The organism is Bacteroides sp. AF25-5LB (genome assembly GCF_003602965.1).
GTDB classification, from domain to species: domain Bacteria; phylum Bacteroidota; class Bacteroidia; order Bacteroidales; family Bacteroidaceae; genus Bacteroides; species Bacteroides uniformis.
This window is the reverse complement of record NZ_QTMC01000001.1, coordinates 1-17487: the sequence shown is the minus strand read 5'-3', so window position 1 is coordinate 17487 and position 17487 is coordinate 1. Positions and strand designations below refer to the sequence as shown.

The window sequence follows — 17487 nt, the reverse complement described above, 5'->3', positions numbered from 1 at the left end:
TAGTTTTCTGAGTGGGCAAAGATACAATTTCTTGTTGATATATGTCTGTCCGTTTAAAAAAAAAAATTAGCCCTTACCTTATTGGATAAGATAAGAGCCAAGACTTTGTTGGAGTAGTGCATGTCCTCTTTCTCCGGGCACGGATATGTATTTATGCCATGGATACAATCTTTCGGTAACCGAAATAGAGCAATACTACTCCGGCAATGATTAACGACTTGGGATCAAGCTCTGACGCTCCGCTCCGGATGGCAGTATCAAAGGTCTCGCGCAAGGTGTCCAGTATCAGCTGCACTCCGTCAAGGGCAACGAATAGTACGAGGCACAATGTGAAGCAGAATGCTGCCCATATTTGTGCCAAGTGGTGGCTACGGTCGGGCAAGTGTCGCAGTACGCGGCGGCTGAATCCGTTATCGGCTATTTCCTGCCGGTGTTCGGCAAAGAATGAAGTCAGGAGTTTATCATTATTTTTCATCATAACCATTTTGTTTTAAGTAGGAAGCCATTTTATCTTTCGCCCGCGAGAGGTGGCTTTTTACCGTTCCCGCCGGACATCCGGTGATACCTGCAATCTTTTCGATGCTTTGGTCTTCCATGTAGAAGAGCGTGATGCAGGTGCGTTCCATTTCCTTCAGTGTGGCGAGGGCACGGTAAATGTCTATGTGCTGCCCCACGTCCTGCTGCAGTGTGCTGCATTGAGCATCCACTTGGTACGTATCCAAATCGTCTGTTTCCTTCCGGCTGCGAATATAGTCATAAAAAACATTATAGGCAATACGGTAGAGCCAGGTCGAGAAATTGGATAGATTCTTGAACGAAGCGATGTTTGTATAGGCTTTGATAAACGTATCTTGTGCCAAGTCGTCACTCAACTCGCTGTCGCCGCAGGTCTGGTGCAGGAAGAACCGCCGTACGGACGACTGGTACTTCTTCACCAACCGGTCGAAGGCCTTGGTGTTTTGAAACACCACGACCTGTGCGACTAACGATATGTCATTGAGTTGACTCATTTTTCTTCGTTCTTCTTCTGTTGGCTGTAGAAAATCACCAATTGTCCGAAGCCGGTGAACATGACGAGTAAGCCGATACATCCGAGACCGAATTCTCCGGTAATGGCCCAAAGGAAGATGAACAGGCCGATGCCGACGAATATGTTGTTGATGCCTTTGCTACGGATGTCTGTTGCTGCGGCTTCTTTGAAGAAGTTTTCAGGCAGTTGCTGTCCGCTGGCCAGGGCTTGTTCTGCCAGGCGGTACTTGGCCTTCCGGTTTTTATAGCGGAAGAAGAATACTACGAATATGATGAGTAGCGGCAGTCCGAATACAAAGACGATGGCTGTTACGGCAATCACGGTCTCCGAAGTCTTGCTTCCGAGGTCGAACCCGTTCCAGTCCATACTGCTGTTGTGGTGGGTTCTCCATTTTTCCGGAGCATCGCTACTGCCGGTACCGTTTTCATAAGTCATGATGCTGAGTGTGTCTGTTACGGTTTCTCCATTGATGACAGTGTCCCTCAATTCGATGACTCTTTTCTTGTTCCCCTGACCGTCGTTCTCTGTTACGGTTCTGTTTGCGCCTTGCACCAGTGTGCAGAACATCATGGCGAGCATTAATCCTAAAATGATACGTTTCATAATCTATGGTTTTTTAATTTGTTTCTTTGTTGGTTAGACGTATCGTCACCTTTATAAAGTTGCAAAGAGAAGATATTTTTTTTAGAAAACCGGAAATAAGACGATATTTTTCCGGAAAATGTCTTATTGTCTTTTTCCAGGAATAACAAGAAGTAGGTATTTGCGACTGTAAATAGAGGTAAATATACAAACCGGGTTGTTTCTTATTGTAAATACTGTTATCTTCGCGCATCTGTTTTTATTGGGAAGTCTTGATGAAGTTGAGGAATATAATGAAGTGTTTCCTCCCTCTGCTGTTCATTGCCTATCTGGGAGGAATTACGCTGTTTACCCACTCGCATGTGGTGAATGGTGTTATCATTGTGCATTCCCATCCATTCAAGGGACAGCATGAGCATACAGAGGTGCAGTTGGAAACCATTTTCTATCTTGCCTCTTTCGTCTCCTCTTCCCTTCCGTTGCTTCCGGTTGCCGCGACGGTTTTCCTTGTTTTGTTGTGTGTACTGAGCATTCTCGCCACGGAATGCATCAAGTGTGTAAAGCTTCGTGGCGGTATTTGCCTGCGTGCTCCCCCTTCTTTTTTTTCAAATCCGATAGATTAAGGCAATTCCGTTGTGGGATTGCGTCAACCTCATTGATTAACATATTATTTTAGAAGTACATGAAAAAATATATATTTTTTGTGGTGGGAGCAGTATGTCTGTTACTCTCATCAACCGTTTATGCCGAAGATTTGAAGAGTACCGATGCCAATATTGTCGGTCATGTAATAGAAAAAAGTACAAGGGAACATTTGCCTTATATGACAGTTTCGCTGAAAGGCACCACCATCGGGACCATGACCGATGCCACCGGTCACTATTTCCTAAAGAATTTGCCTGAAGGTGAGTTCACGTTGTCCGTCAGTGCCGTAGGTTATAAGTCGCAGGAGCGCAAAGTCGTTCTGAAACGTGGTAAGACCTTGGAAGAGAACTTTGAGTTGGAAGAAGACATGGTGGCACTGGACGGGGTGGTAGTCACAGCCAACCGCAACGAGACTGCCCGGCGTTTGGCACCCACTTTGGTCAAAGTGGTCACTCCTAAACTGTTTGAGCAGACAAACTCGCATACTTTGTCGCAAGGACTGGCCTTTCAGCCAGGTGTGCGGGTGGAGACCGATTGCCAGAATTGCGGTTATTCACAAGTGCGCATCAACGGGCTGGATGGGAAATATACCCAAATATTGATAGACTCACGTCCCATCTTTTCCTCTCTGGCCGGTGTGTATGGGTTGGAACAGATTCCCGCCAACATGATAGAGCGTGTGGAAGTGGTGCGTGGAGGTGGTTCAGCCTTGTTCGGTTCTTCGGCCATTGCCGGAACGGTGAATATCATTACGAAGGAACCGATTCGCAATTCCGGTTCTTTCTCGCATACCATTTCCAATTTCGACGGTTCCGGCTCGTTCGACAACAACACGACCCTGAATCTTTCCTTGGTTTCTTCGGACAGTAAGATGGGGGCTTATGTGTACGGCCAGAGCAGGCATCGTTCGGCATGGGACTCCAATGGAGACAGTTTCTCCGAATTACCGAAGCTGAAGAACCAGACTGTCGGTCTGAATGCTTACTACCGGACAAGTGCCTATTCCAAGCTGAGCCTTGAATACCATCATATGGAGGAATTCCGCCGTGGTGGAAGTGGCTTCAGCCTTCCCCCTCATATAGCCGAGGATGCCGGATTGAACGGTACCGGGGCGCCCGGACTGGTGGAACAGCTGAAACATTCCATCAACACGGGTGGGCTCAAGTTCACGGCTTTCTCCAAAAACCAGAAACATACGTTCAGTACCTATGCTTCGGCTCAGCACATCGTGCGCAATAGTTATTACAGCGCTTATGGAATGACTACGGACTTTACCGGTGTGCTGGGTGCCCAGTATATTTATCATTTTGACAAGTGTCTGTTTATGCCTGCCGATTTGACCGGAGGCATTGAGTTCAATCACGACAATCTGCATGACAAGGCAACGGACGTACAGAAGTATCGTGATGCTGCTTTGGCCGAAGATCCTACGGCAACGGGTGACCACTTGCAACAACTGATTGAGAAATATACCCCCGCCCCGTTGAACCAAGTGGTGAATATAGCAAGCGCCTATGCCCAGAATGAGTGGAAGAACGAACAGTGGAGTTTCCTGATTGGCGGGCGCGTGGATAAAAACAGCATCATGGACAAGGCTGTTTTCAGTCCCCGTGCCAATATCCGTTACAATCCTACTCAGGATGTGAATATCCGTTTCAGTTATGCTGAGGGATTCCGTGCTCCACAAGCGTTTGATGAAGATCTGCATATCAGTAATGTGGGTGGAGAGTTGGTTTCCATTGTCCGCGCCAAAGGATTGAAGGAAGAGCGTTCGCGCAGCTTCAATGCTTCGGTAGATTGGTACCACTATTTCGGAGATTTCCAGGCAAACCTACTGGTGGAAGGCTTCTACACGAAACTTTCCGACCCGTTTGTCCTGACGCCTCCGGTGAAAGATCCGGATGGTAGCGCTTATCTGATACAGACCCGCATCAATGGTTCGGGAGCTAAAGTGTATGGCGGCACATTGGAAGGAAAGGTTGCCTATAAGGATAAGGTTCAGTTGCAGGCAGGGTTGACACTTCAACGAAGTATCTATGACTCTCCCGAAGAATGGAGTGCGGATGAGGAGCACTTGTCGGAGAAAGAACGTTACAGCGACAAGATACTGCGTACTCCTGACGTCTACGGCTACTTTACAGCTACCTATATGCCGGTTAAAGCCTTCTCAATAGCTTTGAACGGCAATTATACCGGGCGGATGTACGTTCCCCATTTGCTTTCGGAGGTGAACGGTGAGGCGGATGTATTGGTAAAGAGTCCGGACTTCTTTGAACTTGGAACAAAGATAGCTTACGACTTTGATTTTCAAGGGTTCTGTTTGCAGCTCAATGCCGGTGTACAGAATATATTCAATTCTTATCAGAAAGATTTTGATAAAGGAGCGAGCCGCGATTCCGGTTATATCTACGGACCGGGTGCACCGCGTTCCTATTTTGCAGGGGTGAAACTCAGTTTTTAAAAAGAGTATTGAACCGTGCTTTTTGTTTAGCCCCGTAGATTGGTGAAACGTATTTTGCACTATCTTTGCTGCCATAAAACAGTTCAAAGCATGAAGCTACCCTCATCTTTCACCGATTATACACGCGCCCTCTTGGGTGTGGAAGAATATGAAAAGCTGGCTGCCGCCCTGGAAGGGGAGCAGCCGGTCAGTATCCGACTGAATGAAGATAAATTGTCAGCATCTTCATTCAGTCTTTTTCGTTCCTCTTTTAGGCATGTCCCTTGGTCTGCTGTCGGATACTATCTGGACAAGCGGCTGACATTCACTTTCGATCCACTGTTTCATGCAGGTTGCTATTATGTGCAAGAAGCCTCGTCCATGTTTGTGGAGCAGGCTTTGAGGCGGTATGTGGGCGAAGGACCGGTGGTGATGCTTGACCTCTGTGCGGCTCCCGGCGGGAAATCCACGCATGCCCGTAGCGTGTTGCCCGCAGGCAGTTTGCTGGTGGCCAATGAGGTAATCCGCAACCGCTCGCAGGTATTGGCGGAGAATCTTGCGAAGTGGGGGCATTCCGGTGTGGTGGTCACTAATAATGATCCGGCGGATTTTTCTTCCTTGACGGACTTCTTCGACGTCATATTGACGGATGTCCCCTGCTCTGGCGAGGGGATGTTCCGTAAAGACCCCGTTGCGGTAAGTGAGTGGAGTGGAGAGAATGTGGAAATCTGCTGGCAGCGCCAGCGTCGCATCGTTACGGATATCTGGCCTTGCTTGAAGCCCGGAGGCATTCTCATCTACAGTACTTGTACCTATAATACAAAAGAAAACGAAGAGAACATCCGTTGGATACGGGATGAATTCGGGGCGGAGGTATTGCCATTGGAAATTTCTACTGACTGGAATATTACGGGTAATCTATTGTCGGGAGAGGACTTTCCCGTCTATCGTTTCCTGCCCCATCGGACGAAGGGGGAAGGATTCTTTTTGGCAGTTCTCCGCAAACCGGGCGTGAGCGATGGGAATACCTGGGCCGGGCAGGTGAAATCCCGGGAAAAAGGAAGAAAACCCCAAGGAAAAGGAGCGAAAACTCCGGGTGTTTCCAAAGAACAGCTTTCGGCACTGCATGAGTGGTTTGCGGTTCCGGATAATTACGAATTTATCGTCAATGGCAACAACGTCAGCGCTTTCCCTAAAGCGTATCTCTCCGAACTGTCGGCTTTGCGTTCGTCACTCCGTATCGTGCAGGCTGGGGTAGATGTTGCCGAGTTGAAAGGAAAAGACTGGATGCCTGCTCATGGGCTCGCCATGAGTATAGCACTGAATCCGGATGCCTTTGCCCATGAAGAGATAGGCCGCGAGCAGGCCATCAGTTATCTGCGCAAGGAGGCTGTTGTCCTTTCGGAGACTGCTCCGCGCGGCATTGTCTTGCTCACCTACAAACAGATACCTCTAGGATTTGTCAAGAATATAGGTAACCGTGCCAATAATCTTTATCCCCAGGAATGGCGCATACGCAGCGGATATTTGCCGGAAGGGGTGCTGGAATTGGCAACAATAACCGGGTGAAATCAATCACGTTACTGCAAAGCTGCTGTATATATTTTGCAGTATAATAATAGAGTAGGAATGTACTATTTTTTATTGTTTCTTCAATGCAGTATTTTGTTTGTTCAAGCATTTTCTATATATAGATAACTGTTTTAAAACTAATACTATTTGCTTATGCTTAAAAAAACGATTACTGCCTTAAGCCTACTTTGTATCCTTGCAGCCTGCCAGAGTGACGACAACTCTTCACCACAACCCAAGCCCCGCAAAGACATTGCCTTGACCCGTGCCGAGCAGGAGATGACGGATTTAGGAACGGATTTCGCTTTCCGTTTCTTTAATCAGGTTTGTAAAACTGAGGTGGAAAAGCCCAATCTGTTCATCTCTCCTTTGAGCGCTTCGCTCTGTCTGTCTATGATTGCCAATGGAGCGTTGGGAAACACACTATCTGAGATGACAGATGTCCTGGGCTTTTCGGGCTATTCGTTGGAAGAAATGAACAACTATAATAAGAAGCTGGTGGAGGCGTTGCTCGATTTGGACAATACCACACAGTTGGGAATTGCCAATTCCATCTGGATAAAGAAAGGGTTCGGTGTTCATGACGACTTTGTAAGCGTAAACAAAAAGATGTATGACGCGCAAGTGCAGGAGCTGGATTTTGCCTCTCCCAAGGCTCCGGACATTATAAACGGCTGGTGTGCCGGGAAAACGAATAATTGCATCCCCAAAGTCTTGAATGAGATTCCGGAGACGGCGCGTCTTTATCTGTTGAATGCGCTTTATTTCAAGGGGATTTGGAAGAATCAATTCAAAAAATCGGATACGGCAGAAGAGGCTTTTACGAATGCTGACGGAAGCAAATCGACTGTACACATGATGAATCTTCGTGACGAGAGATTCAACTATGCCGAGAATGAGTATTTCTCAATGGCAGAGTTGCCTTACGGCAATGAGGCTTTCAGTATGGTGGTGCTCTTGCCGGCAGAGGGAAAATCGTTGGATGAGTGCCTGCCGCAGCTGAATGACGAGCGTTGGGGGGAATGGAACAGTAGTTTATCAAGCTTTGCCTTGAACCTTAAGTTACCCCGGTTTGAAATGGAATATGATAAAGAACTCATTGACGATATGATGGCAATGGGAATGCAGGAGGCTTTTACTCCATCGGCCGATTTTTCCGGAATGGCGGATGAGGATTTGTTTATCAGTTTGCTGCAACAGTTCACTTATGTGAATGTGAATGAAGAGGGGACGGAAGCTGCGGCTGTAACTGTCGGAGGAATGGACCTGGCCGTTCCCGGACCAAGTACGGTAATTCCGTTCTATGTGGACCGTCCTTTCATCTTCCTGATAAAGGAGAAGAGTACGGGGGTTATTCTGTTTATGGGTAAAGTCACAAAACTATAACTACAATATATTGAAATAGAAAGAGCTGTCTGCCAACCGCAGACAGCTCTTTCTATTTATAACCGGCTCTTGTATATCTGTGCCATTGCCTTCTGATACTGGTTTTCCAGTTGCAGAAGGTTTGTCTTGCTTTGATAGACAACCGATATTTCAACGAAGTATTCAATCATACTGATTTGTCCTCCCATAAGTGCTTGTTTCAGTAAAGAAAGGTCTTGCTGTTGATGGAAGGTGCGCTCGTATTCCTCCATGGAAGCGTGCAGGTTCTTGGCCTCTTCATAGAGTTGCCACAAGGCAGAGCTGGCTTGCAGTGCGGCGTTCTCCTTTTGATAGTCTATGTTGAGCGCTTGTGTCTTGGCTATCTTGACCTTATTGCGGTTTTCGAAAAGCGGGAAAGAGAAGCCTACTACTACGCCGTTCAGCGGATGCCCCGATTCGGTATTTCTACGGTAACCCAGTTCCAGTTTGGGTAGCCAGCCTTGCTTGCTTGCCGAAATCTGTTTCCGGGCAGCAGAACTTTCACCCTGCAAGGATTGCAGGGTGGGGTCTGAAGCCAGCAGTTCGTCGGCTAGCGAGCGGAAGTCGGCCGGCAACGGCACTGCCGGGTACTCTGTCAATCCGAGTGTTTGGGCGTCGGGTGTGGTACCGGGCATGGGACGTCCCGGTGTGAGCGGCTGGTTTCCGTTGAGGACAAGCAGCTCTTTCAGTTTGTTGTTAAGTGCCGTCTGGTTCATGCGGGCTTCCGTGCGTACATTCAGCAACTCCAGATTAATCTTGTTGGTTTCCAGTGCATTGGCATCTCCCGTTTCCAAACGTCGGGTGTACATGGCCGACAGCTCCTCCGCATTCTTTAACCGTTCGTCGAGCAGGGCTTGCTGGCGTTGCAGCATGATGATGTCCAGGCATACTTCCTTCGCTTGCAGCAATATCTGCTGGCGGAAGGCGGTGGCTTGTGCATCCAGTGCATTTGTCTTGAGTCGGTTCATCTTCCCTCGGGTGGCGTAAAGCGTGGGGAAGTCGAAGCTTTGTGAGATGACCATTTCGCCGACTGTTTCGTCACTGTTCTTGGAGTCCCAAAGGTGGGCGTATGACAGTGTAGGGTCGGAGAGGTTGTTGTTTGTCTTGTTCTCCAGTTTTTGTGAGGAAATGAGGTGGGAGTTAGCCTGCAACTCCTTGTTGTTGGCCTCTATCTGCTGGAGCACGGCATCAATGCCGGACGTTTGTGCGCTCATCCCCACAAAAGCGAGGATGGCGGCGCTGAATATGAAAAATCTTTTATTCATTGTCTGACGTTTTAGGTTGTTGGTTACGGTGCATCATCAGATAAACAATCGGAATGATGAAACCGTTCAGGAACGTGGATGTTAAAAGGCCGCCTAAGATAACCTTTGCCATCGGGCTTTGTATCTCGTTGCCCGGCAGGTCGCCACTGAGAGCCAGCGGGATAAGTGCCAGTGCACTGGATAGGGCGGTCATCAGGATTGGATTCAGACGGTCGAGCGAACCGCGGATAACGCTGTCGTAGACGCCATAGCCTTCTTCCTGCTGCAAGTGGTTGTAATGGCTGATGAGCAGCATTCCGTTTCGGGTGGCGATACCGAACAGTGAGATGAAACCGATGATGGCGGGGATACTCACTTCTCCCGTTGTGATGAGCAGGGCGAATACACCGCCTATCAATGCCAGCGGCAGATTGATAAGGATGATGGCGCTCTCCTTCACACTGCGGAATTCATGGTAGAGGAGCAGGAATATCACCACGATGGACATGAACGAAGTAAGTGCCAGAGTGCGGCTTGCTGCCTGCTCGCTTTCGAATTGTCCGCCGTATTCGATGTGGTATCCTTCCGGCAGTTTGATTTGTGCGTCTACCTGGGCTTGTATATCATTGACTACACTTCGCAGGTCGCGGTCGGCCACGTTGGCGGAGATGACGATTTTACGCTTTACATTCTCGCGGCTGATGGTGTTCGGACCCATGGCCGAGCGGATTTCCGCTACATAGTTCAGTGGAATTTTCTGTCCGTCGCCCGTATCAATCATCAAGTTGCGTATTTTTTCCATTTTGTCGCGCAGGTCGTCTTTCACGCGTACGGTTAGGTCGAAGCTCTTTCCCTTTTCGTAAACTTGGGAAACGGCTTCACCGGCCAGACAGACATTGACAAATTCCGAAAATTCGGGCAGTGAAATGCCGTATTTGGCAAGCATTTCCCGTTTGGGCGAAATGACAAGTTGCGGACGCTCAATCTGCTGTTCCACGTTTAGGTCAGCAATACCGGGAATACCCTGGATGGCACTCTTGATTTCATTGCCCAGAGTGAACATGCGGTTCAGATCGTCGCCGAACAGTTTGATGGCGATGTTCGCCTTTGTACCGGATAGCATGGCGTCTATACGGTGGCTGATAGGCTGGCCTATTTCCACGTTTGCCCCTACAATGGTACCCAGTTTTTCGCGGACTTCTGCCACGAGCTCGCTGCGTGAGCGGTCTTTCAACTCAAACGGTGCCTCAATCTCAGAGACGTTTACTCCCAGAGCGTGTTCGTCCAGTTCTGCACGTCCCGTTTTACGGGCCACGGTCTGTATTTCGGGGATGGAGAGCAGCAGCTCCTCGGCACGGTGCCCCATCTTGTCGCTTTCTTCCAGGGAGATACCCGGAAGCGAGGAGATATTGATGGTGAACGAACCTTCATTGAAAGGCGGCAGGAACGAGCGGCCCAGGGTGAAGAAACAGCCGAGTGCCACTACAAATAGTCCGATAATACCTCCAAGTACCCCTTTCTTATGCCCCAATACAAAAGTCAGTGCTGAACCATACCATTGCTTCATCTTGCGTGCTACGGCAGAATCGCTGTTTTCGTTATTTTGTTTTTTCGTTTTCTCTTTTCCCAATAGATAGGAGCAAAGTACCGGCGTTACGGTCAGTGCCACAACGGTTGAAGCCGCCAATGCCACGATGAATGCAATGCCTAGTGGTACCAACATCCTACCTTCCATACCACTAAGGAAGAACAGTGGTACGAAGCTGACAATGATGATCAGCGTTGAATTGAGGATAGGCATACGCACTTCTTTCGAAGCATTGAACACCACTTCCAGAATAGGAAGTTGCTCGCCGGCAGGTTTCAGTCGGTTTTCGTGCAAACGCTTGTAGACATTCTCCACGTCCACGATGGCATCATCCACCAGCGAACCGATGGCGATAGCCATACCTCCCAGGCTCATGGTATTTATCGTAAAGCCCATATAGTGCAGGGCAAGGATGGAGGCAATCAGTGACAACGGCAGTGTCACCAGCGAGATGACTGTGGTACGTACGTTGGCAAGGAACAGGAAAAGCACGATGACAACGAAAATACCTCCCTCCAACAACGACTTCTGAACGTTTCCGATGGAACTTTCGATGAAACGGCTTTGACGGAAGATGTCTGTGGAAACCTTTACGTCCGCCGGTAGATTCTTCTGCAGGTCTTGCAGGGAAGCTTCCAGTTTGTCTGTAAGCTCCAGCGTGCTTGTGGCGGGTTGCTTGGTGACTGTCAGCAGTACGGCATGCTTACCGCGTTCCGAGGCGGTACCCAGTTTAGGAAGTTTGGCTCCGATTTGAACGTCGGCAATATCTTCCAGCAGGATAGGGGCGCCGGAGACTCCGTTGCTCCGCACCACGGCCTTGGCTATCTGGTCTACCTTGTCGGTAGAAAGTACGCCGCGTACGATATATTCATTGCCATATTCATAGAGTACTCCACCATTGGCATTCAGGTTCATTTCGCGGGTGATGTTCATCACTTCGCTCAATGTCACGCCGTAATGGCGCATCCGTTCCGGGTCCAGCTGCACTTGATATTCCTTGATGTCGCCGCCCAGTACGGCTACTTGTGCCACACCGCCCGTAGAGAGCAGGCGGGGACGTATGGTCCAGTCGGCAATGGTACGCAAATCCAGCATAGAGGTCGAATCTGCTGTCAGACCTACAATCAGCATCTCGCCCAAAATGGACGATTGTGGGCCTAGTGTCGGTTTGCCTACGTTGGCCGGTAAGGATTCGTTGACGACTGCCAGTTTCTCACTGACAATCTGCCGGGCAAGATAGATATCTGTATCCCAGTCGAATTCTACCCAGACTACAGAAAAACCGTTCGTTGAGGAAGAGCGTACACGGCGCACACCCGTTGCACCGTTTACAGCCGTTTCTACGGGAAAAGTGACCAGTTGTTCCACTTCCTCTGCTGCCATACCGTTTGCTTCGGTCATGATGACCACGGTCGGCGCATTGAGGTCAGGGAACACATCCACTTCCGTATGCATGGCGGTATAAGTACCGCCAATCAGCAACAGCACCGATGCTACCAGCACCAGGATGCGGTTCTGAAGAGAAAAACCAATTATTTTGTTTAACATCTTTCTATTTACTATTTACAATGTACAATGTACAATTGGGCTGCGCAATGTCAGCCGCACTTGCTGTTTTATCTAATATTTCTTGTTTATCTGACTTTACACTCCCATTCGTCACGTAACCCTTATACTGCATAGCGAAATGGTACTTTGTAAATTGTCAAATTGTACATGAGATTAGTGTTCATGGCTATGTGCCGGAATAGCATTCGTTGCCGATGCCAGCTTCACTTGATAGGCTCCTTGGGTTACGACGCGATCGCCTGCTTTTATGCCGGAAAGGATTTGTACACTCTCGCCATTGTCGGCACCCAGGGTGACAAGCTGTTTTTTGTAGCCCTCTTCATCCAGTTGCAGGTAGACAAAGAAGCTGCCTTGTTCCTCGGTCAGCGCACTGTGAGGAAGAGACAACACGTTCTCCATTGGTGAGGATAATAGGAATACTTCTACAAACGAGCCGGGAATAACGTCTCCCTTATTGTCGAATTCAAAAGTTACGGGTATATAATATCCGTTCTCACCCGAAGCCTTTCCATAAGAAAGCATGCGCCCGCCCAGTTCTTTCAATGTATATACCTTATTATTATAAGGAGTACAGAAGTTGGCGGAACCGATGCTGTTCAGGTAAGGATAGTACTTTTCGGATACATCCGCACGCAGGAAAAGCTTACGGTTCTGGGTGACGCTTACCAACGGCTGGCCGACGCTGACGTAGTCCCCTTCTTTCACCAACAGATTCTTCACATAACCGCTGATGGGAGAAACAACCGCCTGGCCGCTTGCCGAATGGTTCTTTGCGACTGCCTCGTAACTGATACGGGCATTTTCATAAATCTGTTCGGCTTGCGCGAATTCCTTTTCAGATACGATTTTGTTGCCTACGAGTGCTTTCATACGCTCATATTCCTTTTTGGAAACTTCGTAGGCTATCCGGGCTTTCTGCACCGGGTCTCCGTCGGCCATGTTTTTGGATGACAATACCACCAAAGGAGTACCTTTGCTGACGCTCATTCCTTCGATAACTTTTCCCTTGAAGGAAACCACGCCTGCTACTGTAGCTACGGCTACGCTCTCGTCTCCTTGGGCTGCCATCACCTGGCCGCTGGTCTTGATGACTTGATGGAAACTACCCGGTTTAACAGTGCTGACTGCTACGCCGGCAGCTTGTGCCTTTGCCGGTGGCAGGATGATTTCATCGCTTCCTCCGGCATGGTTTTCCTGCTTTTCGTGCTCATGGTTGTGTCCCTCATGTTCGTGGTCATGTCCTTCGTGGTCATGTCCGTCATGATTGTGCTCTTCTGTTTCGTGATTATGTCCTTCGTGGCTGTTTCCGGACTTGCTGTTGCAGGAGCCTAAAAGGAATAATCCCAAGACTCCCATGAAAATAACTTTTTTCATGATGATATTTGTTCTTACTTTTTGATTTTGAATACAAAGTTAGGGCATAGGGCGTGCAACCAAATTGCATTGTTCCTTATGCCGGATAGAAATCTGTCCCGGTGATGTTCCGGTAACAGTTAAGCAAGAAGAGACGGAGGGGCACGAAGTCCCGTAGCACATATGATAAATGTACTATGAAGAGATTCCAAATAGATACACTCCTGCCTGCTTATATCAAACTCGGGTAGGATGAGTAACTTGGAAAAAGGTTCAATGAGTAGGGTGACTGTCCACAAGGCATCCGGATGTGAACACACATCATTGGAAGAGCTGGGCGTCTGTTGTACAAAGTGGGTTGTCATGCATCCCGTGTCGCAACAGCAGTGCTCGTTGCCCGGGCTATGACGGTGTCCGCAGCAATCGGCGGTGATATCATTCTTCATGCATATCATTCCGTCGGCATGATGATGGTGGGGAATGACGGGTATCACCAGCATTATCAAGCTGATGAAAAAAAGAATATAGGTTATGTACTGTTTCTTTTTCATTCCTCTATCTTTGGACGGATGCAAAGATAGAGGTTAAGGACTTAATTACCAAATAGAAAATGCTAAAAAGGTTTGAATAACATATTCAATCCCTCATTCATGCTGGGGTGGGTGAAAATGAAGTCCCGCAGGAAATGGTAACGCTGTCCCGTTTTCATGATTGATGCTACGGTATTGATTACTTCCGGTGCATCGGCACAAAGTAGGGTACAACCCAGAATCCGTCCGGTATGGATGTCTACAATGGCTTTGAGCATACCGTCTATGCTGTGTAGCGTACGGGCACGTGGAATCATGGCAGCAGGGATACGTGCCACATGTATGGAATAACCGTTCTTCATCGCTTCCTCTTCCGTCAGTCCTATATGTGCCAGCGGTGGGTCGGTGAAAATGGCAAAGGGGATTGGATACCGGTCTTTTGTACTCCTTTTTTTGTTTTCAAAGAGTTGGTTACGGATGATACGGAAATCATCGATGGACAAGTAGTCGAACTGTTCGTCTCCTCTTACGTCCCCCAGGGCCCATACGTGTGGGGCTGTAGTCCGTAATTGGTCGTCGACAACGATGGCTCCCCGCTTGTCTGTTTGTATACTCGCTTTTTCCAGATTCAGCTCTGCAGTCATGGGCTTACGGCCAATGGCTACCAGCAAGGCATCTCCTTTCAGGTAGTAGGGAGTGCCGTTTGCACTGTCCGTATAGGTCAGTGTTATTCCTTCGGCTGTGTCGTACACGGATTGGACACGGGCGTTCAACCGGACATTGATACGTTTTCGGTTCAATGCTTCCAGCATGGAGGCGGCAATGTCGCGGTCCACTTTAGGCAGAAAGCGGTTTCCCGCTTCCAGCAGTGTGACGTGGCTTCCAAAGCCTGCATACATAGTGGCAAACTCCAATCCGACAGCACCGCCGCCGATGACGAGCAGGTGTGCGGGCAGTTTGTCCGATTGCAGCAAGGTCTCACTGGTATATACATACTTGCTCTCCTTGAGTCCGTCGATGGCAGGCAGGATAGGGGAGGACCCGGTGTTGATGAATATTTCTTTCCCCTCAAGAATCGTTTCGTCCTTGCCGGAAATTATACGGATTGTATTTTCGGACAAGAAAGAAGCAGTTCCGTCATAGAGGGTTATGTTAGGCTTGTTTTTTACATTTTCATAATTTTTCTCACGCAGGAAGGATACAAGCTTGTCTTTCCGCGCCACGGCAAGTGCATACAGTTTGGACTGGTTCTTATAATCGTCATAGTATCTCCTTTCCGCATATTCCGATTCGTGAATCAGGGCTTTGGTGGGGATACATCCTACATTAACACATGTCCCTCCGTACATCTGGGGGGAGCGTTCCACTATGGCTACTTTCCAGTTCCGTTCGGACAGTTCAGCAGCCAATAACTTCCCGCCTTTGCCGAATCCTATTATGATGGCATCATATTGTTTCATTTTAATATCTCTTAGTTAAGTGTTTAGTAAAATGAAAACAATATGTATCGGCCATTTGTTCGGACGCTGGGTTTAGCGGATGCTTATCGTTCCAGTTCGCGGAGGGAGTCCATTTTCTTCTTTTCAAGGAATTCGTAGATGCCGCTCAAATGCTCTTTCACTTGCTTGTTCCCGAATTCATATACCTTGCTCACCAGTCCGTCCAGGAAGTCACGGTCGTGGCTGACGAGAATCAGGGTGCCGTCAAAATCCAGCAGAGCCTGCTTCAGGATATCTTTGGTTTTCATGTCCAGATGGTTGGTCGGTTCGTCCAGTATCAACAGATTCACCGGTTCGAGCAGGAGCTTTATCATGGCAAGGCGTGTACGCTCTCCACCGGAAAGCACCTTGACCTTCTTCATGGATTCTTCGGGGCCGCCGAACATGAAGGCTCCCAGCAGGTCGCGTATCTTGTTGCGGATTTCCCCTTTGGCAACGTCGTCTATGGTCTGGAACACGGTTAGGTTCTCATCCAGCAGTGAGGCCTGGTTCTGTGCAAAATATCCAATCTGCACGTTATGTCCTATGGTGAGTGTACCTTCATGCTCTATTTCCTTCATAATGCATTTTACCAACGTTGACTTTCCTTCACCATTCTTGCCGACGAAAGCAACCTTGTCTCCCCGTTCTATGGTGAGATTGGCGTTCTTGAAGACCACATGGTCACCGTAACTTTTCCCTACTCCTTCCATGATGACGGGATAATTGCCCGAACGGGGGGAGGGAGGGAATTTGAGGCGCAACGCTGAAGTGTCTTCTTCGTCCACTTCCAGCAGCTCCAGTTTTTCCAGCATCTTTACGCGGCTCTGCACTTGCAGGGTCTTGGAGTAGGTACCTTTGAACCGTTCGATGAATTCCTTGGTTTCGGCAATGAACTTCTGCTGGTCGTCGTAGGCTTTCTGTTGCTGTTCACGGCGTTCCTTGCGGAGTTCCAGGTATTTGGAATAGTTTACTTTAAATTCTTATCAATTTGATGGATTAATTTGAAAGACAAACGCTTATGGAAGTTCTGAAAAGTCTAAGGTAACGATTTGGAGATTGTGCTAATTTCAGTATTTTACAGTCTCTTATTTATGGAACAACCCTCTTAGGATACAAAGATACGGATATTTTTTGAATCAGCAAATATTTTTATTCATAGAGAAAAAAGGCTTCTTCTTATGGAGCATGTTTCAACAGATAAGAACAAGAATATGATACAAAATATTTGCAATAAAAATGAAGGTGTGTCATATACGCGATGCTCCTTTTTTTTTCGTTGACTATAAAAATCGGCTCATTTTTTTAAGCTGCGATATTTTGAGGATTTCTTTGATTTATGTGTTCGCAACATCTAAATATAGCTACTGTAAGCTCATAAAACAGTCTAATCAGTCAATCCATACCTTCTTTAGCCATTTTTGCACACATCTTTTTTATATTGAAGGCAATGGCAAAGAAGGCAAAGTCCATGAAGATCTTATCCTTTCCAAAATGGCGGAAACGTTTGTAGTTCATATTGTATTTCATTTGTTCAAACACAGCTTCCGGTTCTATGCATCTCTGTCCTCTGTGTTTCAGTCCTTCCTTGGAACACAGCAGCTCTTTGGCTTTCTGCCTGTATCTTCTGAGTCTGTGATTCTGTTCTATCGTCCTGTTCCCCTTTGCCTTAAAATATCGGCATCTTAGGACAGCCTTCACACCTGACAGTTCTGTACCGTGCATTTTCGTTGACATATCCGGATGCGGTTTTCACATTCCTGGTGCCTATCCTCCGCATCCTTTGCCCCATAGGGCAGATACAAAAGTCATGTTCTTCATTGTAGTAGAAGTTTTCCGCCTTGAACGGGTCCGGTTTGAACCTCGACCGCTGTTCCATGTGGAAGTAGTTGTACTTGACGCCATAGCACATAATCTTGCAAAAGTAGCCTCTTAGGAGGTTTATGGCAACGAAAAAACAGTTTGAAAGGATAAAATCTTCAAAAGCAAGCTTATAAACCTCAAATCCGCAACTAAGCTCTTCAGCGTCCTTCTTGCGTCTAAACGTCCTCT

Annotated in this window: 12 protein-coding genes and 2 pseudogenes; 4 read left to right on the top strand and 10 right to left on the bottom strand. The window is 47.9% G+C overall.

The window, feature by feature from the left end; genetic code table 11:
• Positions 1-151: 151 nt before the first annotated feature.
• The 3 genes from DWY57_RS00075 to DWY57_RS00065 are packed head-to-tail and all read right to left on the bottom strand — an operon-like array spanning position 152 to position 1633.
• Entirely contained in the window at positions 152-478 is a 327-nt protein-coding gene (locus DWY57_RS00075; protein WP_117600040.1) for a DUF5056 domain-containing protein, read from the bottom strand.
• Positions 465-1010 (bottom strand): sigma-70 family RNA polymerase sigma factor, encoded by a 546-nt coding sequence (locus DWY57_RS00070; protein ID WP_117600041.1) that lies wholly within the window; start codon positions 1008-1010, stop codon positions 465-467. The genes DWY57_RS00075 and DWY57_RS00070 overlap by 14 nt, the downstream gene beginning before the upstream one ends.
• Entirely contained in the window at positions 1007-1633 is a 627-nt protein-coding gene (locus DWY57_RS00065; protein ID WP_117600042.1) for a DUF6249 domain-containing protein, read from the bottom strand. The genes DWY57_RS00070 and DWY57_RS00065 overlap by 4 nt, the downstream gene beginning before the upstream one ends.
• 254 nt (positions 1634-1887) lie before the next feature.
• On the opposite strand from DWY57_RS00065, the gene DWY57_RS00055 reads away from it, so the two are divergent.
• The 4 genes from DWY57_RS00055 (at position 1888) to DWY57_RS00040 (ending at position 7655) form a co-directional block, all read left to right on the top strand.
• The gene (locus DWY57_RS00055) at positions 1888-2235 is read left to right on the top strand and encodes a hypothetical protein (RefSeq protein ID WP_117600043.1); all 348 of its coding nucleotides are present in this window, start codon (positions 1888-1890) and stop codon (positions 2233-2235) included.
• Positions 2236-2294: 59 nt separating this feature from the next.
• Entirely contained in the window at positions 2295-4718 is a 2424-nt protein-coding gene (locus DWY57_RS00050; protein WP_119961157.1) for a TonB-dependent receptor, read from the top strand.
• Between the two features lie 90 nt (positions 4719-4808).
• A complete protein-coding gene (locus DWY57_RS00045; RefSeq protein ID WP_117600045.1) occupies positions 4809-6266 on the top strand; it encodes an rRNA cytosine-C5-methyltransferase in 1458 nt (485 codons plus the stop codon).
• Between the two features lie 156 nt (positions 6267-6422).
• On the top strand, positions 6423-7655 hold the full coding sequence (locus DWY57_RS00040; protein WP_117600046.1) for a serpin family protein: 1233 nt from the start codon (positions 6423-6425) through the stop codon (positions 7653-7655).
• Positions 7656-7711: 56 nt separating this feature from the next.
• On the opposite strand, the gene DWY57_RS00035 is transcribed toward DWY57_RS00040, so the two are convergent.
• From DWY57_RS00035 to DWY57_RS00005, 7 genes and pseudogenes are all read right to left on the bottom strand, one after another.
• Positions 7712-8938 carry a TolC family protein gene (locus DWY57_RS00035; protein WP_119961156.1) on the bottom strand — a complete coding sequence of 409 codons (1227 nt, stop codon included), beginning with the start codon at positions 8936-8938 and terminating at the stop codon, positions 7712-7714.
• A complete protein-coding gene (locus DWY57_RS00030; protein ID WP_117600048.1) occupies positions 8931-12053 on the bottom strand; it encodes an efflux RND transporter permease subunit in 3123 nt (1040 codons plus the stop codon). The genes DWY57_RS00035 and DWY57_RS00030 overlap by 8 nt, the downstream gene beginning before the upstream one ends.
• A 174-nt stretch (positions 12054-12227) precedes the next feature.
• The gene (locus DWY57_RS00025; RefSeq protein ID WP_117600049.1) at positions 12228-13448 is read right to left on the bottom strand and encodes an efflux RND transporter periplasmic adaptor subunit; all 1221 of its coding nucleotides are present in this window, start codon (positions 13446-13448) and stop codon (positions 12228-12230) included.
• Positions 13449-13567: 119 nt separating this feature from the next.
• Positions 13568-13978, bottom strand: a complete 411-nt coding sequence (locus DWY57_RS00020; RefSeq protein ID WP_117600050.1) for a DUF6769 family protein — start codon at positions 13976-13978, stop codon at positions 13568-13570.
• A gap of 62 nt (positions 13979-14040) precedes the next feature.
• The gene (locus DWY57_RS00015; RefSeq protein ID WP_117600051.1) at positions 14041-15417 is read right to left on the bottom strand and encodes an FAD-dependent oxidoreductase; all 1377 of its coding nucleotides are present in this window, start codon (positions 15415-15417) and stop codon (positions 14041-14043) included.
• A gap of 83 nt (positions 15418-15500) precedes the next feature.
• Positions 15501-16418 (bottom strand): annotated as a pseudogene (locus DWY57_RS00010) (ATP-binding cassette domain-containing protein); the annotation flags it as partial.
• A gap of 322 nt (positions 16419-16740) precedes the next feature.
• Positions 16741-17335 (bottom strand): annotated as a pseudogene (locus DWY57_RS00005) (transposase); the annotation flags it as partial.
• Positions 17336-17487 lie beyond the last annotated feature (152 nt).

Coding starts and splice junctions, on each gene's coding strand:
- DWY57_RS00075 (WP_117600040.1), bottom strand. CDS start 478: ATGATGAAAAATAATGATAAACTCCTGACTTCATTCTTTGCCGAACAC.
- DWY57_RS00070 (WP_117600041.1), bottom strand. CDS start 1,010: ATGAGTCAACTCAATGACATATCGTTAGTCGCACAGGTCGTGGTGTTT.
- DWY57_RS00065 (WP_117600042.1), bottom strand. CDS start 1,633: ATGAAACGTATCATTTTAGGATTAATGCTCGCCATGATGTTCTGCACA.
- DWY57_RS00055 (WP_117600043.1), top strand. CDS start 1,888: ATGAAGTTGAGGAATATAATGAAGTGTTTCCTCCCTCTGCTGTTCATT.
- DWY57_RS00050 (WP_119961157.1), top strand. CDS start 2,295: ATGAAAAAATATATATTTTTTGTGGTGGGAGCAGTATGTCTGTTACTC.
- DWY57_RS00045 (WP_117600045.1), top strand. CDS start 4,809: ATGAAGCTACCCTCATCTTTCACCGATTATACACGCGCCCTCTTGGGT.
- DWY57_RS00040 (WP_117600046.1), top strand. CDS start 6,423: ATGCTTAAAAAAACGATTACTGCCTTAAGCCTACTTTGTATCCTTGCA.
- DWY57_RS00035 (WP_119961156.1), bottom strand. CDS start 8,938: ATGAATAAAAGATTTTTCATATTCAGCGCCGCCATCCTCGCTTTTGTG.
- DWY57_RS00030 (WP_117600048.1), bottom strand. CDS start 12,053: ATGTTAAACAAAATAATTGGTTTTTCTCTTCAGAACCGCATCCTGGTG.
- DWY57_RS00025 (WP_117600049.1), bottom strand. CDS start 13,448: ATGAAAAAAGTTATTTTCATGGGAGTCTTGGGATTATTCCTTTTAGGC.
- DWY57_RS00020 (WP_117600050.1), bottom strand. CDS start 13,978: ATGAAAAAGAAACAGTACATAACCTATATTCTTTTTTTCATCAGCTTG.
- DWY57_RS00015 (WP_117600051.1), bottom strand. CDS start 15,417: ATGAAACAATATGATGCCATCATAATAGGATTCGGCAAAGGCGGGAAG.